The sequence below is a fragment of the Mycolicibacterium komossense genome, from assembly GCF_025822605.1.
Taxonomy (GTDB): domain Bacteria; phylum Actinomycetota; class Actinomycetes; order Mycobacteriales; family Mycobacteriaceae; genus Mycobacterium; species Mycobacterium komossense.
Map to the genome: position 1 here is coordinate 269409 of NZ_JACKTY010000049.1, position 20445 is coordinate 289853.

The 20445-nt window shown below is 66.7% G+C and carries 23 protein-coding genes; 15 read left to right on the forward strand and 8 right to left on the reverse strand.

What is annotated here, in order from left to right:
* Positions 1-23 precede the first annotated feature (23 nt).
* The 3 genes from aceA (at position 24) to H7J73_RS30335 (ending at position 3337) form a co-directional block, all read left to right on the forward strand.
* Positions 24-1310: an isocitrate lyase gene (aceA, locus tag H7J73_RS30325; protein ID WP_264071521.1), complete on the forward strand. Its 1287-nt coding sequence runs from the start codon at positions 24-26 to the stop codon at positions 1308-1310.
* A gap of 96 nt (positions 1311-1406) precedes the next feature.
* Positions 1407-2264 (forward strand): 3-hydroxybutyryl-CoA dehydrogenase, encoded by an 858-nt coding sequence (locus H7J73_RS30330; RefSeq protein WP_264071522.1) that lies wholly within the window; start codon positions 1407-1409, stop codon positions 2262-2264.
* A gap of 200 nt (positions 2265-2464) precedes the next feature.
* Positions 2465-3337, forward strand: a complete 873-nt coding sequence (locus H7J73_RS30335; RefSeq protein ID WP_264071523.1) for a cyclopropane mycolic acid synthase family methyltransferase — start codon at positions 2465-2467, stop codon at positions 3335-3337.
* A gap of 11 nt (positions 3338-3348) precedes the next feature.
* On the opposite strand, the gene H7J73_RS30340 is transcribed toward H7J73_RS30335, so the two are convergent.
* Both H7J73_RS30340 and H7J73_RS30345 read right to left on the reverse strand, forming a co-directional pair.
* On the reverse strand, positions 3349-4206 hold the full coding sequence (locus H7J73_RS30340; protein WP_264071524.1) for a polyphosphate kinase 2 family protein: 858 nt from the start codon (positions 4204-4206) through the stop codon (positions 3349-3351).
* 30 nt (positions 4207-4236) lie between these two features.
* The gene (locus tag H7J73_RS30345; RefSeq protein ID WP_276031920.1) at positions 4237-4944 is read right to left on the reverse strand and encodes a TetR/AcrR family transcriptional regulator; all 708 of its coding nucleotides are present in this window, start codon (positions 4942-4944) and stop codon (positions 4237-4239) included.
* Positions 4945-5195: 251 nt separating this feature from the next.
* Between H7J73_RS30345 and H7J73_RS30350 the strand changes: the two genes are divergently transcribed.
* The 6 genes from H7J73_RS30350 to deoC all read left to right on the forward strand — a co-directional run bounded on the left by H7J73_RS30350 (position 5196) and on the right by deoC (position 9267).
* The gene (locus H7J73_RS30350; protein ID WP_435405604.1) at positions 5196-6485 is read left to right on the forward strand and encodes a DUF445 domain-containing protein; all 1290 of its coding nucleotides are present in this window, start codon (positions 5196-5198) and stop codon (positions 6483-6485) included.
* Positions 6486-6610: 125 nt separating this feature from the next.
* The gene (locus H7J73_RS30355; RefSeq protein WP_264071525.1) at positions 6611-7054 is read left to right on the forward strand and encodes a helix-turn-helix domain-containing protein; all 444 of its coding nucleotides are present in this window, start codon (positions 6611-6613) and stop codon (positions 7052-7054) included.
* 66 nt (positions 7055-7120) lie between these two features.
* Positions 7121-7798 carry a heparin-binding hemagglutinin gene (locus H7J73_RS30360; protein ID WP_264071526.1) on the forward strand — a complete coding sequence of 226 codons (678 nt, stop codon included), beginning with the start codon at positions 7121-7123 and terminating at the stop codon, positions 7796-7798.
* A gap of 75 nt (positions 7799-7873) precedes the next feature.
* The gene (locus H7J73_RS30365) at positions 7874-8149 is read left to right on the forward strand and encodes a DUF2516 family protein (protein WP_264071527.1); all 276 of its coding nucleotides are present in this window, start codon (positions 7874-7876) and stop codon (positions 8147-8149) included.
* Positions 8150-8153: 4 nt separating this feature from the next.
* On the forward strand, positions 8154-8573 hold the full coding sequence (locus H7J73_RS30370) for a DUF2599 domain-containing protein (RefSeq protein ID WP_264071528.1): 420 nt from the start codon (positions 8154-8156) through the stop codon (positions 8571-8573).
* A 10-nt stretch (positions 8574-8583) separates the two neighbouring features.
* On the forward strand, positions 8584-9267 hold the full coding sequence (gene deoC / locus H7J73_RS30375) for a deoxyribose-phosphate aldolase (RefSeq protein ID WP_264071529.1): 684 nt from the start codon (positions 8584-8586) through the stop codon (positions 9265-9267).
* 3 nt (positions 9268-9270) lie between these two features.
* Here the strand turns inward: deoC and H7J73_RS30380 are convergent, their stop codons facing one another.
* The 5 genes from H7J73_RS30380 to H7J73_RS30400 form a co-directional block, all read right to left on the reverse strand.
* Positions 9271-10110, reverse strand: coding sequence for an LmeA family phospholipid-binding protein (locus H7J73_RS30380; protein WP_276031969.1), 840 nt, complete (start codon positions 10108-10110; stop codon positions 9271-9273).
* 185 nt (positions 10111-10295) lie between these two features.
* A complete protein-coding gene (locus H7J73_RS30385; protein WP_264071530.1) occupies positions 10296-11111 on the reverse strand; it encodes a carbon-nitrogen hydrolase family protein in 816 nt (271 codons plus the stop codon).
* Positions 11112-11120: 9 nt separating this feature from the next.
* Positions 11121-11891, reverse strand: coding sequence for a class I SAM-dependent methyltransferase (locus H7J73_RS30390; RefSeq protein ID WP_264071531.1), 771 nt, complete (start codon positions 11889-11891; stop codon positions 11121-11123).
* Between the two features lie 43 nt (positions 11892-11934).
* Positions 11935-12456: a DUF2505 domain-containing protein gene (locus tag H7J73_RS30395; RefSeq protein ID WP_264071532.1), complete on the reverse strand. Its 522-nt coding sequence runs from the start codon at positions 12454-12456 to the stop codon at positions 11935-11937.
* Positions 12457-12478: 22 nt separating this feature from the next.
* Positions 12479-12991, reverse strand: coding sequence for a DUF2505 domain-containing protein (locus tag H7J73_RS30400; RefSeq protein ID WP_264071533.1), 513 nt, complete (start codon positions 12989-12991; stop codon positions 12479-12481).
* Between the two features lie 26 nt (positions 12992-13017).
* Between H7J73_RS30400 and H7J73_RS30405 the strand changes: the two genes are divergently transcribed.
* Both H7J73_RS30405 and H7J73_RS30410 read left to right on the forward strand, forming a co-directional pair.
* Entirely contained in the window at positions 13018-14076 is a 1059-nt protein-coding gene (locus H7J73_RS30405; RefSeq protein WP_264071534.1) for a UDP-N-acetylmuramate dehydrogenase, read from the forward strand.
* Positions 14077-14123: 47 nt separating this feature from the next.
* Entirely contained in the window at positions 14124-15488 is a 1365-nt protein-coding gene (locus H7J73_RS30410) for a L,D-transpeptidase (RefSeq protein WP_264071535.1), read from the forward strand.
* On the opposite strand, the gene H7J73_RS30415 is transcribed toward H7J73_RS30410, so the two are convergent.
* Positions 15469-16233, reverse strand: coding sequence for an SDR family NAD(P)-dependent oxidoreductase (locus H7J73_RS30415; protein WP_264071536.1), 765 nt, complete (start codon positions 16231-16233; stop codon positions 15469-15471). The genes H7J73_RS30410 and H7J73_RS30415 overlap by 20 nt on opposite strands.
* Before the next feature lie 178 nt (positions 16234-16411).
* On the opposite strand from H7J73_RS30415, the gene H7J73_RS30420 reads away from it, so the two are divergent.
* Genes H7J73_RS30420 through H7J73_RS30435 form a run of 4 tightly spaced genes read left to right on the forward strand, consistent with a single transcriptional unit; the run spans position 16412 to position 20383 of the window.
* Positions 16412-17737 (forward strand): ROK family protein, encoded by a 1326-nt coding sequence (locus tag H7J73_RS30420; protein WP_264071537.1) that lies wholly within the window; start codon positions 16412-16414, stop codon positions 17735-17737.
* A gap of 57 nt (positions 17738-17794) precedes the next feature.
* Positions 17795-19093 carry a D-inositol-3-phosphate glycosyltransferase gene (gene mshA, locus H7J73_RS30425; protein WP_264071538.1) on the forward strand — a complete coding sequence of 433 codons (1299 nt, stop codon included), beginning with the start codon at positions 17795-17797 and terminating at the stop codon, positions 19091-19093.
* Entirely contained in the window at positions 19090-19605 is a 516-nt protein-coding gene (locus tag H7J73_RS30430) for a type III secretion system chaperone family protein (protein WP_264071539.1), read from the forward strand. The genes mshA and H7J73_RS30430 overlap by 4 nt, the downstream gene beginning before the upstream one ends.
* 31 nt (positions 19606-19636) lie before the next feature.
* Positions 19637-20383: a phosphoglyceromutase gene (locus H7J73_RS30435; RefSeq protein WP_264071540.1), complete on the forward strand. Its 747-nt coding sequence runs from the start codon at positions 19637-19639 to the stop codon at positions 20381-20383.
* Positions 20384-20445: the final 62 nt, after the last annotated feature.

Genomic DNA, 20445 nt, shown 5'->3' on the forward strand with positions numbered 1-20445 from the left:
AGAACGCTAGGAGTTCGACCCGCATGTCAACTGTCGGAACCCCCAAATCCCCCGAGCAGATCCAGCACGACTGGAACACCAACCCGCGCTGGAAGGGCATCGAGCGCACCTACACCGCAGAAGACGTCGTCGCCCTGCAGGGCCACGTGGTCGAGGAGAGCACGCTGGCCCGCCGTGGTGCCGAGGTGCTGTGGGAGCAACTCCACGATATGGACTACGTCAACTCCCTCGGCGCGCTGACCGGCAACCAGGCCGTCCAGCAGGTCCGGGCCGGCCTCAAGGCCATCTACCTGTCGGGTTGGCAGGTCGCCGGTGACGCGAACCTCTCCGGTCACACCTACCCGGACCAGAGCCTGTACCCGGCCAACTCGGTGCCGCAGGTGATCCGTCGCATCAATAACGCGCTGCTGCGCGCCGACCAGATCGCCAAGGTCGAGGGCGACCGGTCCGTCGAGAACTGGCTGGCCCCGATCGTCGCCGACGGTGAAGCCGGCTTCGGTGGCGCGCTCAACGTTTACGAGCTGCAGAAGGCCATGATCGCCGCCGGTGTCGCGGGATCGCACTGGGAGGACCAGCTGGCATCGGAGAAGAAGTGCGGCCACCTCGGTGGCAAGGTGCTGATCCCCACCCAGCAGCACATCCGCACCCTGACCTCGGCCCGTCTGGCGGCCGATGTCGCTGACGTCCCGACGGTCGTCATCGCCCGTACCGACGCCGAGGCGGCCACGCTGATCACCTCCGATGTCGACGAGCGCGACCAGCCGTTCATCACCGGCGAGCGGACCAAGGAAGGCTTCTACCGCGTCAAGAACGGTCTCGAGCCCTGCATCGCCCGCGCCAAGTCCTACGCGCCGTACTCCGACCTCATCTGGATGGAGACCGGCACCCCGGACCTGGAGTTGGCCAAGAAGTTCGCCGAGGGCGTCAAGAGCGAGTTCCCGGACCAGATGCTGGCCTACAACTGCAGCCCGTCGTTCAACTGGAAGCAGCACCTGGACGACGCCACCATCGCGAAGTTCCAGAACGAGCTCGGCGCCATGGGCTTCAAGTTCCAGTTCATCACCCTCGCCGGCTTCCACGCCCTGAACTACTCGATGTTCGATCTGGCCCACGGCTACGCCCGCAACCAGATGAGCGCCTACGTCGACCTGCAGGAGCGCGAGTTCGCCGCCGAGGAGCGGGGCTACACCGCCACGAAGCACCAGCGCGAAGTCGGCGCCGGCTACTTCGACCGGATCGCCACCACAGTGGACCCCACCTCGTCGACCACCGCGCTCGCGGGCTCGACCGAAGAGGGCCAGTTCCACTAGGCACCATCTCTGCGCGAGCAGTCGTAAAGGTCCCTGAAAACCCCGCGTTTTCGGGGACTTTTGCGTCTGGTCGGCAATGGAGTAGAAAGTGTGACCGTGACCAGTATTGAGCGAGTGGGCGTCATCGGTGCCGGACAGATGGGCGCCGGAATCGCCGAGGTGTCCTTGCGCGCCGGGGTCGACGTGGTGATCTTCGAACCTACCGAGGAGTTGGCAGCGGCGGGTCGCAGCCGCATCACCACGTCACTTGAGCGTGGCGTCAGCAAAGGCAAGCTGACCGAAACCGACCGTGACGCGGCGCTGGGGCGGCTGACCTCCACCTCGACGCTGTCGGATCTGGCGGATCGTCAGCTGGTCATCGAGGCGATCGTCGAAAACGAGGCCGTCAAGGCCAAGCTGTTCGCCCAACTCGACGAAATCGTCACCGATCCAGACGCGATCCTGGCGTCGAACACGTCGAGCATCCCGATCATGAAGATCGCCGCGGCCACCAAGAATCCGGGCCGCGTACTGGGCCTGCACTTCTTCAACCCGGTGCCCGTGTTGCCGCTCGTGGAGCTGATCAGCACGCTTGTCACCAGCGATGCCGCGGTGGCGCGGGTGGCGAGCTTCGCCTCGGACACGCTGGGCAAGAAGGTCGTGCGCTGCGGGGACCGCTCAGGATTCATCGTGAACGCCCTGCTGGTTCCCTATCTGCTCTCGGCCATCCGGATGGCCGAGGCCGGGGTGGCCACCGTGGAGGACATCGACACCGCCGTGGTCGCCGGCTTGTCGCATCCGATGGGCCCGCTGCGACTCTCGGACCTGATCGGGCTGGACACGATGAAGCTCATCGCGGACTCGATGTACGACGAGTACAAAGACGCGAACTTCGCGCCGCCGCCGTTGCTTCTGCGCATGGTCGAAGCAGGTCAGCTCGGCAAGAAATCCGGTCGGGGTTTCTACACGTACTGAGATAGGTGGCCCACCCGGCGGCGTTGCGATTCACCGGTAGTCGCGTTGGCAAGTATCCTGGTCAGTAGTTAAGCTAGCTATCGGTAAGACCTGCGGTCTGGGTCGGGGAAACATGGCCGGTGCAGCGTTTTCGCAGTGCCGGCCTTTCTACGGCACCCCTTCCATCGTCAGCAGGACGACGTCAAAAAGGTATTGGGTTAATGTCTGAGGTCAAGTCCGAGTTGCTGCCGTTCTACGAGGAATCGCAGTCGATTTACGATTTATCCGACGATTTCTTCGCCCTCTTTTTGGGCTCCACCATGGGATACACGTGCGGCTACTACGAGCGCGATGACATGACCCTCGACGAGTCGCAGAATGCCAAATTCGACCTCGCACTCAACAAGCTGGACCTCAAGCCCGGCATGACGTTGTTGGACATCGGCTGCGGCTGGGGTGGCGCGCTGGAACGCGCGGTCGAGAACTTCGACGTCAACGTCATCGGTATTACCTTGAGCCGCAACCAGTCTGAGTACAGCAGGAAGCGTCTGGCGGGTATCTCGACGCAGCGTTTCGTCGAGATTCGGCTACAGGGCTGGGAGGAATTCGACGACAAGGTCGACCGGATCGTCAGCATCGGCGCCTTCGAAGCCTTCAAGAAGGTGCGCTACCCGGCATTCTTCGAAAAGGCGTATGACATCCTGCCGGACGACGGCCGCATGCTTCTGCACACGATCCTCGCGCATACACAGAAATTCTTCCGGGACAACAATATTCCGCTGCTGTTCAGTGATCTGAAGTTCATGCAGTTCATCGGCAAAGAGATCTTCCCCGGCGGCGAACTGCCCTCGAAGGAAGACATCGTCGACTACTCACAGGCCGCCGGCTTCGGGGTGGAACGTATCCATCTACTGCGGCCGCACTATGCCCGCACACTGGATATGTGGGCCGAGAACCTCCAGGCCAACCGGGCCGCGGCCATCGAGGTCACGTCGGTCGAGGTCTACGACCGCTACATGAAGTACCTGACGGGCTGCGCGGACTTCTTCCGGCGCGGGATCACCAACATCGGTCAGTTCACGCTGACCAAGTAGCGCGTCGAGCTTCACGCGTCCTTGAGCCGCTTCTTCTCTGCCTCGACGTCGAAACTCGCTGGCGGCCAGGACAAGTCGAGTGTCTTCAGTGCCTCGATCAACAACTCCGTGATGGCCAGACGGCTGTACCATTTCCTGTCGCAGGGCACGACATGCCAGGGCGCGTAGTCGGTGGACGTCTTGTCCAGCACGGCCTGGTAGGCCTCCTGGTAGGCGGGCCATAGTAGGCGCTCGTCGATATCGCCCGGGTTGTACTTCCAGTATTTGTCGGGCCGGTCGAGACGCTTGGACAGCCGTTTCTTCTGCTCCTTCAACGAGACGAACATGGCGACCTTCACGATGATGGTGCCGGCCTCGACGAGTTCCTTCTCGAAGGCGTTGATCTCGTCGTAGCGCGCGCCCCAGACCTCCGGCGGCACCAGGTCATGGACGCGGACCGCCAGGACGTCCTCGTAGTGGGAACGGTCGAACACCCCGACCTGCCCTGCGGTCGGGAGTGCCTTGCGGATGCGCCACAGGTAGTCGTGCTTGCGCTCTTCCTCGGTGGGCACCCCGAAACTGCTGTACCGGATTCCCTGTGGATTACCTGCGCCGACAACGTGTTTGACGATTCCGCCCTTGCCTGCGGTGTCCATGCCCTGCAGGACCAGCAGGACCGATCGGGTGTCGCCCTCGCGGCTACCGGCGTAGAGCATCTCCTGCAGGCCGGCGAAACGTTCATTGCGTTCGTCCTGCAGATCGGGTGCGTCACCTTTGGAGCCGGTGAAACCAGGGGTGGAGCCGGCATCGATATCGGCCACCTTCTCGCCGGGCTTGAACACCAGGACGTCGTGAGGTTCGTGGGTCCACAGCGAGGGTAAGTCGGCCATGACGGTGACACTAACCGCCGCAGTGCCCGTTCAGTCCAGCATTGGCGGCACGACCGGCGACGGATGCGGCTGGTTGATGAACGTCTCCAGCGAACCGCCCACTTCGACGATCCCGCGTAATGCGCTCCAGGACAGCATCGTCAGATAGTCGATCAGCTCGTCCGAGCTCATCCGGCGATGGGACATCCACGAGTGGGTGGCCAACTGCACGCCGCCGACGATCAGGTATGCCCAGGGCTCGACGCCTTTGGTGTCCATCCCCGCTTCGTGCATGCGCCGACGCAGCACCACCGCCAGCATCCCGGCGATGATCCGCTCGGAATCGGCAACCACCTTTTGTTTGCCTGCCGAGCTGTTTGCGAAGACAAATGGGTAGATTTCGGGCTCCGCCGCAACGGTCTCCACGTACACGCGGATGATCTCGCGGGTCAGTTCGAAACCATCGGATTTCGCAGACAGTGCGGCGGCCATATTGGGGATCAGCGTGGTCTGCGCGAAGCGCATCATGACTGCGGTCGTGAGGTCGTTCTTGTCGACGAAATAGCGGTACAGCACGGTCTTCGAGACACCGATCTCCGCAGCTATCTCGTCCATGCTGACGTCACGACCACGGGTGCGGATCGCTTCGAGGGTGCCGTCGACGAGCTCGTTGCGACGATCCACCTTGTGCTGATGCCAACGCCGTTTACGTCCGTCGATTTTGACGGTTCCGGGCTGGGTCTGGGCCACTGTCGCCATTTCCATTCACTAGTTGGACTCAATAGTACGACCCGAACCGGCACTCGGCGAAGACGGCGGCTCCGCGCCGCCTCGAAAAGGGGGTCACAGTAACTGGTTGCACCTCGGTGTTGCGCAGGAAGAGGGCCGCGCCTGCGATAGCGGATGATGTTGGAGTGGCGCCACGAGCAAATTTGCCTGCCCCCCAATCGGGAGGCCCGGGCGGACCTGGCAACGGTTCGGATCTGTCCGCGCTGCTGGCTGGAGCGGCGATGACCCGCGGATCGTTCGCGGAGTCCTTCGCCGGTGTCGACCCCAAGGCCGATGAGCAGCGCCTGCGCGCACTGCGCCGGATGAAGCTGGTGGCGCTCAGTTTCCTGCTCGGCGCGACGGTGATCTTCTTGGCCTGCGCGTGGGCGCAATCGCGCGGGGCCGCCCCGTGGGTGGGCTATGTCCGGGCCGCCGCGGAGGCGGGGATGGTGGGTGCGCTCGCCGACTGGTTCGCGGTGACCGCACTGTTCAAACATCCGCTGGGCATCCCGATCCCGCACACGGCGATCATCAAGCGCAAGAAGGATCAGCTGGGGGAGGGCCTCGGCACCTTCGTCCGCGAGAATTTCCTCGCTCCTGCGGTTATCGAGACGAAGCTGCGGGAGGCGGAAGTCGCGGGCCGGCTGGGTAAATGGCTCTCGGATCGTGCGCACGCCGAGCGCGTCGCGGCGGAGACGGCCACTGTGCTGCGGGTGCTGGTGGAGCTTCTGCGCGACGAGGATGTCCAGCAGGTCATCGACAAGATGATCGTGCGGCGCATCGCGGAACCGCAGTGGGGTCCGCCGGTGGGCCGGGTGCTTGCGACGATGCTTGCCGAGCATCGGCAGGAGGCGTTGATCCAGCTGCTGTGTGACCGCGCCTTCGAGTGGTCGCTGAACGCGGGCGAAACGATCGAGCGCGTCATCTCGCGGGATTCGCCCAGTTGGTCCCCGCGCTTCGTCGACCAGCTGGTGGGCGACCGGATCCACCGGGAACTGATGGACTTCACCGATAAGGTGCGTCGCGACCCCAACCACGAGCTGCGCCAGTCCGCGACACGCTTCCTCTTCGAATTCGCCGACGATCTGCAACATGATGCGGCGACGATCGCCAAAGCCGAGACGGTCAAGGCCCAGCTGATGGCGCGCGATGAGGTGAACCACGCCGCGGCCACCGCGTGGCGCACCATCAAACGTCTGATCCTGGAGGGTGTCGACGATCCGTCGAGCGCGCTGCGGACGCGCGTTGCGGATTCCGTTGTGCTCATCGGTGAATCGCTGCGTGACGACGTCGAATTGCGGGACAAGGTCGACAACTGGATCGTGCGCGCGGCGCAGCATCTGGTGTCGCAGTACGGCGTGGAGATCACGGCGATCATCACCGAGACCATCGAGCGCTGGGATGCCGACGAGGCCAGCCGGCGCATCGAATTGCATGTCGGACGAGACCTTCAGTTCATCAGGATCAACGGCACTGTGGTGGGCGCGCTGGCCGGCTTGGTGATCTACTCTGTGGTGCAAATCATATTCTGACCTGCGCTAACAAGTGCTTGCAAAAGTTAGCACCGTCCCGTACGGTGGGATTTGTCAGTGTTTGACATGCCGGATAACCAGCGACTCACCGGAGTTGGTTACCCGACCCGCCGAGAGGGAAACCCATGCCGCAGGAAGAAAATCTTGCCGCTGTGGTGACCCATGCCGCGTCCGATATCGGCAGTTTCATCAAGGCTCAGCGGGAGGCGGCGCAGGTTTCGATCCGGCAGTTGGCCACCAACGCCGGGGTGAGTAATCCGTACCTCAGCCAGATCGAGCGCGGATTGCGGAAACCGTCAGCCGAGGTGCTCAACCAAATCGCCAAAGCGTTGCGTGTTTCGGCGGAAGTGCTCTACGTGCAAGCCGGGATGCTCGAACCCGGCGAGGCCAACCAGGTGCGGGACGCCGTCGTCACAGACACGGCGATCACTGAGCGGCAGAAGCAGGTGCTGCTCGACATCTACGCCTCGTTTCTCCAGCAGAACGAGGCTGCCTCCGAGATGACCAGCGAACTGACGGCGGTCACCGCCGGCGAAGTGCCACCAGAGGAGACCACGCCTGATCAATGACGACTGATCACTAACGAAGTCTCCTGACCACCCAAAACGTCTGTAACTGTCGAAAGGAAGATCACCATGGCCGAGAACCCGACCATCGAAGAACTGAAGGCCCCACTGCTTGCCGCTGTCGGTGCTGCCGACCTGGCCCTGGCCACCGTCAACGAAATCGTTGCCACGCTGCGTGAGCGCGCCGAGGAAGCCCGCACGGAGGCGACCGCCCGGGCCGACGAGCGTCGTGCCAAGCTCACCACCGCCGTCGACGAGACTCGCGGCCGCATCACCAAGCTGCAGGAAGACCTGCCCAAGGAGATCGGTGAGCTCCGCGAGAAGCTGACCGCCGAAGAGCTGCGCAAGGTTGCCGAAGGCTACGCCGAGCAGGCGCAGAGCACCTACGGCAAGCTGATCGAGCGTGGCGAGGCCGCGCTCGAGCGCCTGCGCAACCAGCCGGCTCTGGAAGAGGCCGCCGAGCGCGCCGAGGGCTACGTCGACCAGGCCGTCGAGCTGACCCAGGACGCCCTGGGTACCGTCGCCACGCAGACCCGCGCAGTCGGGGAGCGGGCCGCCAAGCTGGTCGGTGTGGAATTCCCCGGCAGGGTCGACGAGGCGGTGCTCGACGCCGAAATCGCCGTCGAGCGCGCCGCCAAGAAGGCCCCCGTAAAGAAGGCCCCGGCCAAGAAGGCCGCTCCGGCCAAGGCCCCGGTTGCCAAGGCTCCGGTCAAGAAGGCGCCGGCCAAGAAGGTCACGCAGAAGTAATGTCAGGCCCGCCCGGCCGCCATCGGCACCGGGTGAGCTCGACGTCCAGGACGGTACCCGCCTAGGCTTGCTGGTGTGAACCAGCTTGTGGGTACCGTCCTTTTCTTCGTTCAGGCCGCCGTCCTGATCATGGCGCTCTACGCGCTGGTGCATGCGGCGCTCCAACGGCCGGACGCCTACACCGCGGCAGAGAAGCTGACCAAACCGGTCTGGCTGATCATCCTCGGTGCCGGCATCCTGGTGGCGCTGGTCCTCGGCATCACCGGGGTGGCCATCGCCGCGGTCGCCTCAGGCGTCTACCTGGTCGATGTTCGGCCGAAACTTCTTGAGATTCAGGGAAAGTCGCGCTGAGCGCATGCGACGTCTATTGACCGCTGCGCTTGCGGTGCCGTTCTCCGTGGCGCTGGCGGTGCCGCTGAGCAGCCAGGCCCAAGCCGATCAGGTGTATGCCCCGCCGTTCATCGATCACACCGAGTGGGTGCACTGGGGCGATCTGTCGAGCCTTCGGGTGTACCCGACCCCCACAGGCCGGCAAGCCAGTGGCGTGATCGGCACCAAAGCCAACGGTGACGAGGCGTGGACGGAGGTCCTGGCCGATTCGCCGGACGCCGATCAGCCCGGCATGCGTGAACAGTTCATCTGCCACTGGCAACTGGCCGAGCTGGGCCAGCCCGGCAAGGTCAGCTGGAACCTGGAACCGTGGCGTCCGGTCGTCAGCCCAGACGCGATGATCAACGCCGGGTGCAACCCCGGCGGTACCGAAGAGCCGTTCTAGTGGGAGTCGAGTGAGCAGCACCACCTGGACGCGGGAGAGCGTCGCCGCCCTGGTCGATCACACGCTCCTCAAACCTGAAGCGATGACCACCGACATCGCCACCCTGGTCGATGAAGCGGCCGACCTCGGTGTCTACGCGGTCTGCGTCTCGCCCTCGCTGGTCGCCGCGGCGGCGTCGCTGCGCCCTGTCGGGCTGGCGGTTGCCGCAGTCGCCGGATTTCCGTCCGGTAAGCACCAGTCGGCGGTGAAGGCGCAGGAGGCCGCGCTGGCGGTCGAGGCAGGCGCAACGGAGATCGACATGGTCATCGACATCGGTGCCGCGCTCGCCCGGGACTTCGCCTCGGTACACCTCGACATCGCCGCTGTGCGGGGGGCGATACCCGGAGTCGTCCTCAAGGTCATCATCGAATCGGCTGCGTTGCTGAGCTTGGCCGACCCGCAGACGGTCGTCACGGTCTGCCGGGCGGCCGCCGACGCCGGAGCCGATTTCGTGAAGACGTCGACGGGCTTTCATCCGGCCGGCGGGGCCTCGGTGACCGCGGTCGCCCTGATGGCCGACACCGTCGGTCCGGGCCTCGGGGTCAAGGCCAGTGGTGGTATCCGCACCGCCGCCGATGCGGTCGCGATGCTCGACGCCGGCGCGACCCGCCTCGGTCTGTCCGGGACACGGGCCGTGCTCGAGGGCTTGGGCTAGTAACTACACCCCGGCGAAGCAGGGGTCCTGCTGGCCGGCCGGGATGGCGGCGTTCTGCGTCGAGAACTGGGCTGTCACACCAGAATCCGTGACCTGCACGCTGTCGGCGTGGATCCCCAGCGGGTAATTCTTCGTCAGCTGCGAGGTGAACGCGTCCAACGCGGGTTGGACCGTCTCGCTCGGCAGCGTCAAACCCAGACCGGTGACGCTGAGGACCTGTAGGCCCAATCCGTTGTCGACGACCTGCGGCTTGGCGGTCACGCTGCCGAGCATGCCCTCCAACTGGATCGTGCCGTCGCCTGGATTGGTCTTCACACTCGACACGATGCCGCCGAACAGCGGAATAGCGCTCTGCACAGTGTTTTTGATGCCATCGGAGGTCCAGTTGATGACGGCCTGCAATGAGCCGATCGTGCCGTTGGAGTCCGCGGTCTTCTGCAGTCGAACGTCGTCGATCTGAAGATTGACCTTCATCCCTTTGGCTTCGCGAATCTGGTTGCCCGCGGTCTCGACCGAGATGTTGGTGTAGTGCCCGGTGACGTGCTGCCAGAGGAACGGCGGTGTCACACCGAACGACACGGTGGCGTTGTCCTGCACGACGCACTCGACGGCGGAGGCGACCACGGAGTCGGCGCGGTGCCGCGCGTAGAGCTCCCCGCCGAGGAGGCCGGCCGCGACGAGCGCGACCACGATCACCAGGATCAGCACGATCGACAGCGGATCGGTGATGAACCGGCGCAGCCGCCCGCCCGGCTCGGCGGGCTCTTCCGGGTAGGGCGCAACCGGCGGCTGCTGAACCGGCGGCTGCTGAGCCGACGGGTACTGAACGGTCGGGTTGTCCATCGGGCTGCCCGCGCGCGGAAAGTGCTGCGTGGGCTGCTCGGGACGCTGGCCCTGACTCGGAATTCGTTCGGTCGGGGCTACAGGAGGCTGCTGGGCAGGGATGCGCTCGGTCGGCGGGGTAGGGCGCGACCACCCGGAGGGGTCGTCCTGCCCACCGGGATAGGAGGGACCCTGTGGCGGTTGCGTCACTCGCGCGATTCTGCCCTATCAGCCTGAGCGAGCTCTGAGCGGTTGCGGAGCACCCCGAGCGTCTCCCGCGCTTTCTCCACCGAATCGACGTCGATATCGCAGAGCAACAGCTGCGGATCCGCGCCCGCGGAGGCGACGACATCGCCGAACGGCGACGCCACCACGCTGCCGCCGACCCCGGTCGGGCCGAGTGCGGCGACCTCGTCGCCGGGATAGGCCTGACCGACCGCGGCAACGAAGCCGGCGGTGTCGATCGCCCTGGCCCTGGTCAGCAGCGTCCACTGCTCGAGCTTGCCCGGCCCCGAACCCCAGGATGCGCTCACGGTGATCAGCGTGGCCCCGAGGCGAGCCAGTTCGACGTACAGCTCAGGGAACCGGACGTCGTAGCAGGTGGTGAGGCCGACGCCGACGCCCTCGACCGTGATCACGACCGGATTGTGGCCGGGGGCGACAGTGCGAGACTCGGTGAACCCGAACGCGTCGTAGAGGTGGATCTTGTCGTATGACGCGTCCGTGTCGGGGCCTGCCGCGATCAGGGTGTTGGTGACCCGGCCGTCCCCGGCCGGGCAGAACATGCCCGCGACGACCGTGACCCCGGCCCGGGCAGCAGCGGCGCGCACTCCGTCGGCCCACGGCCCGTCCAGCGGCTCGGCGATCGGGGCCAGCGATGTGCCGAACCGGCACATCGTGGCCTCCGGGAACACCACCAGGGCAGCGCCCTGGTCGGCGGCCTTTCGGGTGTAATCCTCGACGAGGCGCAGGTTGGCCGCGGGCTCGGTACCGGACATCAGCTGCGCAAGGGCAATCCGCATACCGCCAGCCTAGGGCGCCACCGTCGACCACGGGACGGTCAGCACCGCGTCCCGCAGCCGGCGGCGGGGGTATTCCACCGTGAAGCCGGCCTCACCCAGTCCCGCCAGCATCGCCCGCCACCGCACCCGGGGGCCGAATACCCCGTGGCCGGCCGCTGCGGCCCAGGCGCGGTCGGCGGCACTGAGCAACTCGTAGATGGGTTGGCCCGCCACGTTGTGGTGGATGAGGACCTTGGGCAGTCGCTCGGCCAGGTCCGACGGGCGCTCGATCTGATGTGGGTCGCAGGCCAGCGTCAAACTGACCGGTCCGGTGCGGTCCAGCAGCACCCAGCAGCACCGGCGTCCCAGCTCGTCACAGGTGCCGTCGACGATCAGACCGTCGGGGGCCAGTGCGGCCTGCATGGTCGACCAGGCCTGCGGCACCGCCTCGGCCGGATACTGGCGCAGCACGTTGAACGCCCGGACCAGCACCGGCCGCAAGCCGGCCAGCTCGAACCCGCCCCTGGCGAATTCGACGCGCGGCGGCAGCACGGCGGATCGCGCCGCTGCCACCCGCTGCGGGTCGATCTCCAGGCCGACGACGTGCAGGTCGAGGCGCACGGTGCGCAACCGCGTGGCCAGTTCCAGCGTCGTCACCGGCAACGCGCCGTAGCCGAGGTCGACGACAAGCGGGTGCGCGGTCGATTCCAGCAGCTCGCGTATCCGGGGTGAATGCACCAGCCACCGATCGCAGCGGCGGAGCCGGTTGTGCCCCGTCGTGCCGCGGGTGATGGACCCCACCGGGCGTCGCGGTGACCCCTGCGGGCGCAGCGGATCTGAAGGACTAGTGATGGTCGGTGATCCAGTCGGCGGTGAAGGCTTCTTCGGCGTCGAACATCGTGGTGATATTCGACAGGATCAACTGCTCGAGAGTGCCTCCGACCAGCGGGAGGTGCACCTTGCATTCGCTGGCTAGGCGCAGCTGGCTGCGGTCGCCGCCGTCGGCCTCGGTCAAGAAGTAGCGGCCGTCCAGGTGTCCCGGTCCGGCCGGCACGGTGGCCCGGTAGGTGCCGGTCGCCTGGTTGGCGGCGGTGTCGAACGGATCGAAGTGTTGGACGCGGGTGATCACCAGGTCGACGGGCAGCACCGCACGCGCCATCGGCGGCAACTCCGAGCGCGGCAGGAAAAGCTTGATCACGATATCGGTGCCGGATTCTGCGGAAGCGAAGTCCGCGACCTCGGCCTGCGGAGTCAGCGCGAGGTAGACGTCGGTGAGCGCCTCCCAGTACGGGCGGCTCGTCAGATCCCGGTAGATCTTCTCGGCAGGGGCGTCGAAGGCGATGGTGTAGTCCATACGGCGGCCCATGACCGGTGACTTTACTGTCGTATCAGGAGTTCTCGGCGATCCACTTCGTCGTGAATCGTTGTTCGGCGACCACCAGGTCGACGAGTTGCTTGCCGATCAGACTCTCGATCTTGCCGCCCACGAGCGGGATCCGGACCTCGACGGTGACATGAAAATCCAGCCTCGCACCGGCGCCGCCGGCGCTCGTCTTCAGGGTGGCCGCACCCGTGAGCGAGACCGGCGCCGCCGTGATCGCGCCGGCCACGGTCGCCGAGGCCTGCCCGTCGCGAACCGGGCGCCAGCTCTCGCGGCGCTCGATGCGCAGGTCACCCTTGTGGAACTGCACGACGACGGCCGGCAGGCGGTCGCTGCGGAGCACCTGGGTGGTGGCGACGGTGACCCCGCCATCCGGGTCGAGTTCCAGCGAATCGAGTGACGCGTCATCGACACCGGAATCGGCAAGCCTGGCCAGCCAGTACTGCTTGTCTTCGAACGCGCGGTGGACGTGCTCGACGCTGCCGTCGTAGTCCACGGAGATGTCGAATGATCTCGGCATAGCTGGCCAGGCTACCGTTACCGGCCGTGGCCGGTTCGCAATTCGCGGGCGCGGCGGTGACCGAAGAGGTGCCGCTGGCGCCGTTGACGTCGCTGCGGGTCGGACCGGTGGCACAGCGGGTGATCACCTGTGTGAGCACCGAACAGATCGTCGCCGCCGTGTGCGAACTCGACGCCGTGGGTGGACGACCCCTGATCCTGGCGGGTGGCTCGAATGTGGTGCTCGCCGACGACCTGGCCGATCTGACGGTGGTGCGACTGGCCAGCCCGGGAATCACGGTGGACGGCAACGTGATTCGCGCTGAGGCCGGCGCAGTGTGGGACGACGTGGTGAGCGCATCGCTGGCCGCCGGGCTGGGTGGCCTGGAATGCCTGTCCGGTATCCCCGGTTCGGCCGGGGCCACGCCCGTGCAGAACGTCGGGGCGTACGGCGCCGAGGTGGCGGACACCATCAGCCGGGTCCGGCTGCTCGACCGGCGGACCGGTGAGGTGCGCTGGGTGCCGGGACCGGCGCTCGAGTTCGGCTACCGGACCAGCGTCCTCAAGCATTCCGGCGACGCGATCGCTCTCGAGGTCGAATTCGCTCTCGACGACTCCGGGCGCAGCGCGCCGCTGCGCTACGGCGAGCTGACCGCCGCACTCGAGGCTCGGCCGGGGGACCGGGCCGAGGCCGTCGCGGTGCGCGAGGCGGTGCTCGCGCTGCGTCGCCACAAGGCGATGGTGCTCGACCCGCCCGACCACGACACCTGGAGCGTCGGCTCCTTCTTCACCAATCCGGTGGTGTCCCCACAGGTCTACGCCGACCTGGCCGCCCGGACGGCCGGTCCGGTGCCGCACTATCCCGCCGGCACCCAGGTGAAGCTGGCCGCAGGCTGGTTGGTGGAGCACGCCGGCTTCGGAAAAGGCTTCCCCGGCGAAGGGGCACCCGCCCGCCTGTCCACCAGACACGCGTTGGCACTGACCAACCGTGGGACGGCCACCAGCGCCGATGTCATCGGGTTGGCGCGACGGGTGCGCGACGGTGTTCGCGACGCGTTCGGCATCGTGCTGACGCCGGAACCGGTGCTGGTCGGCTGTGTGATCTGACCGTCAGGATTTAGCGCCCGGCCGCGCGTTCCGTATCTTGGGTATACGTGAGACCTGCCCATGACGCTTCCGCCGTGTCGCCGGTCACCCGGCGCAGGGCGCTGGGTGTGCTGGCATTGGGTCTGGCCGCCCCCGGTGCGCTCGCCGCCTGTTCGCAGGTGAAGAGCAAATTGACCAACGAGCCGCCGCCTCCGCCACCCGCCCCGTCGGTGAAGCTCACCCCCGCCAACGCGGCCACCGATGTGGTCCCGACGGCGCCCGTGCGCGTCGAAGTGACCGACGGCTGGTTCCAGCACATCGCGCTGTCCAACCCGGACGGCAAGGTCGTGGCGGGTGTGCTGAACCCGGACCGCACCAGCTTCAGCACGTCCGAGCCGCTCGGTTTCGGCGTCAGCTATACGTGGGCCGGCTCCGTGGTGGGGCAGGACGGCAAGGCTGTGCCCGTCACCGGCGGTTTCAGCACCGTTGCGCCGGTCGCCACCGTCAACGGTCAGTTCCAGCTGTCGGACGGGCAGACCGTCGGCGTCGCGGCACCCATCATCCTGCAGTTCGACGCCTCCATCAGTGACAAAGCCACCGTCGAACGCGCACTGAAAGTCACCACCAACCCGCCCGTCGAGGGTGGTTGGGCGTGGCTGCCCGACGAGGTCGGCGGGTCCCGGGTGCACTGGCGGACCAAGGACTACTACCCGGCGGGCACCACGGTGCACGTCGACTCCAAGCTTTACGGAGTGCCGTTCGGGGATGGCGCGTTCGGCGCTGCGGACTCGACGCTCGACATCACGATCGGCCGCAGGCAGGTGGTGAAGGCCGAGGCTTCCAGTCACCGCATCCAGGTGATCACCGACGCGGGCGTCATCATGGACTTCCCGTGCAGCTACGGCGAGGCGGACCTGCCACGCAACATCACCCGCAGCGGGATCCACGTGGTGACGGAGAAGTACGAAGACTTCTACATGTCCAACCCTGCGGCCGGCTACACCAACGCGCACGAGCGGTATGCCGTCCGGATCTCCAACAACGGCGAGTTCATCCACGCCAACCCCTCGAGTGCGGGTGCACAGGGCAGCAGCAACGTGACCAACGGCTGTATCAACCTGTCGACCGAGAACGCGCAGGAGTACTACAACAGCGCCCTGTACGGCGATCCGGTGGAAGTCACCGGCACCTCGATCGACCTGTCCTACGCCGACGGCGACATTTGGGACTGGGCCGTGCCCTGGGATGAGTGGACTTCGATGTCAGCATTGTCGGCGGAGAAAGCGCCGTCGAACATCCCGAGTACGGCTCCGGCGACGCCGACCGACGCCCCGACTTACTCGGGGACGCCGACGACGACCACCAGCACTTCCGCCACGGCACCGACCTCCACCGGCGCCGCGACGTCGATTCCTACTGCGCCCGGCGGTTGAACCGGCCGTTGGGCGCCTGATCGCGCGGCCGGATCACGATCTGGTCCACGTTGACGTGTGATGGCCTGGCCGCGACGAAGCCGATGACGTCGGCGACATCCTGGGCGACCAGCGGAGTGATCCCGGCGTACACCGAATCGGCCCGCTTCTGGTCGCCGGCGAACCGCACCAACGAAAACTCCGTCTCGACTGCGCCCGGCGCAATCTCGGTGAGCCGCACGGGTTTTCCGAGCAGCTCGCCGCGTAGCGTCCGGTGCAGGGCCCCCTGGGCGTGCTTGGCGGCGGTATAGCCGGAGCCGCCGTCGTAGGTTTCGAAAGCCGCGATGGAGGTGACCGTGACGATCAGGCCGTCCCCGGAGTCGACCAGCTTCGGCAGCAGAGCGCGGGTGACCCGCAAGGTGCCCAGGACGTTGGTCTCCCACATCCAGCGCCAGTTCTCCAGGTCGGCGTCGGCCACCGGTTCGAGTCCTTTGGCCCCGCCGGCATTGTTGATCAGCACCGAAACTGTCCCGGCGATGCTGTCCAGCGCCGTCGCCAAATTGGCCACCGCCGCATCGTCTGTGACGTCTGCCACAATCGCGGTGCCGCCGATCTCGTCTGCCAGCGCCTCGATGCGGTCAGCCCGGCGCGCCACCGCGACCACGTGAAAGCCAAGGGCGGCAAGGGTTCTCGCTGTCGCCTCCCCGATGCCGGCGCTCGCGCCCGTCACCACTGCCACCCGGTTTTCCGATTGAGAAGTCGTCATGGAGTCAACCTTAGTAACCGTGCTAAGTTCTCCACTGTGTTGACGGATGTCATGAGTGCGCGCACGGGACTGTGTTGTTGTCCCGGCTTCTGCCGCGCCTGACGTCGCTTGCGAATTCATCCTCCAAGTCGCTCGGTGTGGCCCGGTCCCACCATCCCGACTTCGAAGGACATCCATCGTGAGCACTCCCACAATTTCCTCCACCTCCACCCGGACAGCCCTGTCGGCGAAGTCCACCACCAAGCCGCGCTCGACCGCCCGGCCCGCCGGCGGACAGTCCGGCCGCCGCGGCCGCCACATCGTCGCCCCGTCGCTGCGCATAGGTGACGGCGCCGCGGCCAGTGTCTTCGCCGCCGCGCGACTGCGTGGGCCCATCGCCCGCGATGTGATCGCCCAGGTCACCTCGCTGTCCATCGCCACCGTCAACCGGCAGGTCACCGCTCTTCTCGACGCCGGTCTGCTTCGGGAACGCGCTGACCTGGCCGTCTCTGGTGCCATCGGTCGCCCCCGGGTCCCCGTCGAGGTCAACCACGAGCCGTTTCTGACCCTCGGCGTGCACATCGGTGCCAGGACCACCAGCATCGTGGCCGCCGACCTGTTCGGCCGCACCCTCGACGTGGTCGAGACCCCGACCCCGCGCGGCCCGCAGGGCCCCGCCCTGGCCTCGCTGGCCGGCAGCGCCCAGCGCTACCTGAGCCGCTGGCACCGGCGCCGCGCGCTGTGGGTCGGGGTGGCGCTCGGCGGCGCGGTCGACGGAGGCACCGGCTACGTCGACCACAACCGTCTGGGCTGGACGCAGGCCCCGGTCGGCCCGGTGCTGGCGGAGACGCTCGGGCTGCCGGTTTCGGTGGCGGCCCACGTCGACGCCATGGCCGGCGCCGAGTTGCTGCTCGGTATGCGCCGATTCGCGCTCTCTTCCAACTCCAACTCGCCAGGCAGCAGTCTTTACGTCTACGCCCGGGAAACCGTGGGGTACGCCCTGGTCATCGGTGGCCGGGTACACAGCCCCGTCAGCGGGCCCGGCACCATCGCCAACCTGCCCGCGGCATCGGAATTGCTCGGCGGCTCAGGACGATTGGAGTCCACGGTGAGTGACGAGGCGGTGCTGGCAGCCGCGCGCCGGCTCAACATCATCCCTAATGACAGTTCCGGCGCGACCGTGACCACCGTGTTGCGCGCCGCCAGGGCCGGCGACGTTCGCGCCCGTGACCTGCTCGCCGAGCGGGCCCGTGTGCTTGGTGAGGCCGTTGCCCTGCTGCGGGATCTGCTCAACCCGGACGACCTGGTGGTCGGGGGTCAGGCGTTCACCGAGTACCCCGAGGGCATGGAGCTCGTGCAGGCCGCCTTCGAGCGGCGCTGCGAACTGCCCGCGCGCGATATCCGAATCACCGCATTCGGTAATCGGGTCCAGGAAGCGGGCGCGGGCATCGTCTCGCTGGGCGGTCTGTACGCCGACCCGCTGTCGGCGATGCGCCGCGCCACCCGCTCCGAAGCCACCGCCTGAGCGGGTGCGTCCGGCGGCAACGTGAGCCGCGAAAGCACACAGTGTAAGTATTGAGGTGTGCGTGTAGCCGTGTTGTCGGTCCATACCTCGCCGTTGGCGCAACCAGGAACCGGCGACGCCGGTGGAATGAACGTCTACGTCCTGCAGAGCGCGCTACACATGGCCCGCCGCGGAGTCGAGGTCGAGATCTTCACCAGGGCCACGTCATCGGCGGATCCACCCGTCGTGCGGGTGGCCCCCGGTGTGCTGGTGCGCAATGTGGTGGCCGGCCCGTTCGAGGGGCTCGTCAAATACGATCTGCCGACGCAGCTGTGCGCCTTCACCGCCGGGGTGTTACGGGCCGAGGCCAACCACGAGCCCGGCTACTACGACATCGTCCATTCGCATTACTGGTTGTCCGGCCAGGTCGGCTGGTTGGCCCGCGACCGCTGGGCAGTGCCGCTGGTGCACACCGCCCACACCCTGGCCGCCGTCAAGAACGCCGCCCTGGCTGACGGTGACGCCCCGGAGCCACCGCTGCGCGCGGTCGGCGAACAGCAGGTGGTCGACGAAGCGGACCGGCTCATCGTGAACACCGAAGACGAAGCACACCAACTGGTTTCGCTACACAACGCGGACCCGTCCCGGATCGACGTGGTGCATCCCGGTGTCGATCTGCAGACTTTCACCCCCGGTGACAAGCAGGCCGCGCGGGCGGTGCTGGGCATCGCGGGCGACACCCCGACGGTCGCGTTCGTCGGCCGCATCCAGCCGCTGAAAGCGCCCGACGTGCTACTTCGGGCGGCGGCCAAACTTCCCGGCGTGCGCGTGCTGATCGCCGGCGGTCCGTCCGGCAGCGGCCTGGCCGCACCGGACACGCTGGTTCGGCTCGCCGATGAACTGGGTATGGCCGATCGGGTGATCTTCTTACCGCCGCAGTCGCGCGAACAGCTCGTCGACGTCTACCGCGCCGCCGACCTGGTCGCCGTGCCGAGTTACTCCGAATCGTTCGGCCTGGTGGCGGTGGAAGCGCAGGCCTGCGGCACGCCGGTCGTGGCGGCCGCCGTCGGGGGGTTGCCCGTCGCCGTCCGTGACGGCGTGACCGGCGCACTGGTCGACGGACACGATCCGGACCGCTGGGCCGCCGAGATCGACCGACTGTTCACGACGGATCCCGACACCTTCGCGGCGATGGGCCGGGCCGCGATCGAGCATGCGGCGACGTTCTCCTGGGACCACACCGTCGATGCCCTGCTGACGGCCTACGAACGGGCGATCGACGACTACCGTCGCACCCATCAGCGAGAGCCTGCGCGGGAGGTTTCCGCCCGCCGGACCGGCCGACGGTGGAGTCGGCGCCGGGGTGTGCGGGCATGAGCGTCACCGCGCTGCAACAGCAGATCGAGGCTTCGCTGGACGAGAGCGACCTGGTCTACACCCGGCACGAGGGTGCGCACGGCGGCCTGCCCGGCCTGATCGTCGAACTGCCCGGCGAACGCAAGCTCAAGACGAACACCATCCTGAGCATCGGGGAGCACTCGGTGCGGGTGGAGGCGTTCGTCTGCCGTCGGCCCGACGAGAACTTCGAAGGCGTCTACCGCTTCCTGCTCAAACGCAACCGCAGGCTCTACGGGGTGGCCTACACACTGGACAACCTCGGCGACATCTACCTGGTCGGCCGGATGGCATTGGACTCGGTGACCCCCGACGAAATCGACCGGGTGCTCGGGCAGGTGCTCGAAGCCGTCGATGCGGACTTCAACACGTTGTTGGAGTTGGGTTTTCGCTCGTCCATCCAGAAAGAGTGGGCATGGCGGGTGTCGCGCGGCGAGTCGTTGAAGAATCTCGCGGCCTTCGAGCATCTGATACCCGGATCCGATCTCGACTGACGCCCTCGTGACTCCGTGAGAGGATTTCTCCATGGCTGACTCCACCCTGATTCTGCTCCGCCACGGCGAGAGTGAATGGAATGCGCTGAACCTGTTCACCGGCTGGGTGGATGTCAACCTCACCGACAAAGGCCGGGCCGAAGCCGTCCGCGGCGGCACGCTGATGGCCGAACAGGGTGTCCTGCCCGATGTGCTCTACACCTCGCTGTTGCGGCGCGCCATCACCACCGCGCACCTCGCTCTCGACGCCGCCGATCGGCTGTGGATCCCGGTCACGCGCGACTGGCGGCTCAACGAGCGGCACTACGGCGCGCTGCAGGGCCTGGACAAGGCCGAGACCAAAGCCAAATACGGCGAAGAGCAGTTCATGAAGTGGCGCCGCAGCTACGACACCCCGCCGCCACCCATCGAGAAGGGCAGTGAGTTCAGCCAGGATGCCGACCCTCGCTACGCCGACATCGGCGGGGGCCCGCTCACCGAATGCCTGGCCGATGTGGTGGCCCGGTTCGTGCCCTATTTCACCGAGACGATCGTGCCCGACCTCCAGGCGGGCAAGACGGTGCTGATGGTGGCGCACGGCAACTCGCTGCGGGCGCTGGTCAAACACCTCGACGGAATGTCCGACGACGACGTCGTCGGGTTGAACATCCCGACCGGCATCCCGTTGCGGTACGACCTCGACGAGAATTTGAACCCGCGGATCGCCGGTGGCACCTATTTGGATCCCGAGGCCGCGGCGGCAGGCGCCGCCGCGGTTGCGAGTCAGGGTGCTAAATAAGCCGCATCCGGCAAGCCCGGGGCGAACACCGGGTGAACCCAGGTGAACGGCGCCCGAACTCC

Excerpts from the sequence above, each read along its gene's own strand:
- H7J73_RS30355 (WP_264071525.1), top strand. The coding sequence starts at position 6,611 with ATGCCGCAGGAAGAAAATCTTGCCGCTGTGGTGACCCATGCCGCGTCC.
- H7J73_RS30340 (WP_264071524.1), bottom strand. The coding sequence starts at position 4,206 with ATGGCCGACTTACCCTCGCTGTGGACCCACGAACCTCACGACGTCCTG.
- H7J73_RS30350 (WP_435405604.1), top strand. The coding sequence starts at position 5,196 with ATGACCCGCGGATCGTTCGCGGAGTCCTTCGCCGGTGTCGACCCCAAG.
- H7J73_RS30395 (WP_264071532.1), bottom strand. The coding sequence starts at position 12,456 with ATGGGCCGCCGTATGGACTACACCATCGCCTTCGACGCCCCTGCCGAG.
- H7J73_RS30385 (WP_264071530.1), bottom strand. The coding sequence starts at position 11,111 with ATGCGGATTGCCCTTGCGCAGCTGATGTCCGGTACCGAGCCCGCGGCC.
- H7J73_RS30345 (WP_276031920.1), bottom strand. The coding sequence starts at position 4,944 with ATGGCGACAGTGGCCCAGACCCAGCCCGGAACCGTCAAAATCGACGGA.
- H7J73_RS30430 (WP_264071539.1), top strand. The coding sequence starts at position 19,090 with ATGAGCGTCACCGCGCTGCAACAGCAGATCGAGGCTTCGCTGGACGAG.
- H7J73_RS30370 (WP_264071528.1), top strand. The coding sequence starts at position 8,154 with ATGCGACGTCTATTGACCGCTGCGCTTGCGGTGCCGTTCTCCGTGGCG.
- H7J73_RS30435 (WP_264071540.1), top strand. The coding sequence starts at position 19,637 with ATGGCTGACTCCACCCTGATTCTGCTCCGCCACGGCGAGAGTGAATGG.
- H7J73_RS30400 (WP_264071533.1), bottom strand. The coding sequence starts at position 12,991 with ATGCCGAGATCATTCGACATCTCCGTGGACTACGACGGCAGCGTCGAG.
- aceA (WP_264071521.1), top strand. The coding sequence starts at position 24 with ATGTCAACTGTCGGAACCCCCAAATCCCCCGAGCAGATCCAGCACGAC.
- H7J73_RS30380 (WP_276031969.1), bottom strand. The coding sequence starts at position 10,110 with ATGGACAACCCGACCGTTCAGTACCCGTCGGCTCAGCAGCCGCCGGTT.
- H7J73_RS30360 (WP_264071526.1), top strand. The coding sequence starts at position 7,121 with ATGGCCGAGAACCCGACCATCGAAGAACTGAAGGCCCCACTGCTTGCC.
- H7J73_RS30335 (WP_264071523.1), top strand. The coding sequence starts at position 2,465 with ATGTCTGAGGTCAAGTCCGAGTTGCTGCCGTTCTACGAGGAATCGCAG.
- H7J73_RS30415 (WP_264071536.1), bottom strand. The coding sequence starts at position 16,233 with ATGACGACTTCTCAATCGGAAAACCGGGTGGCAGTGGTGACGGGCGCG.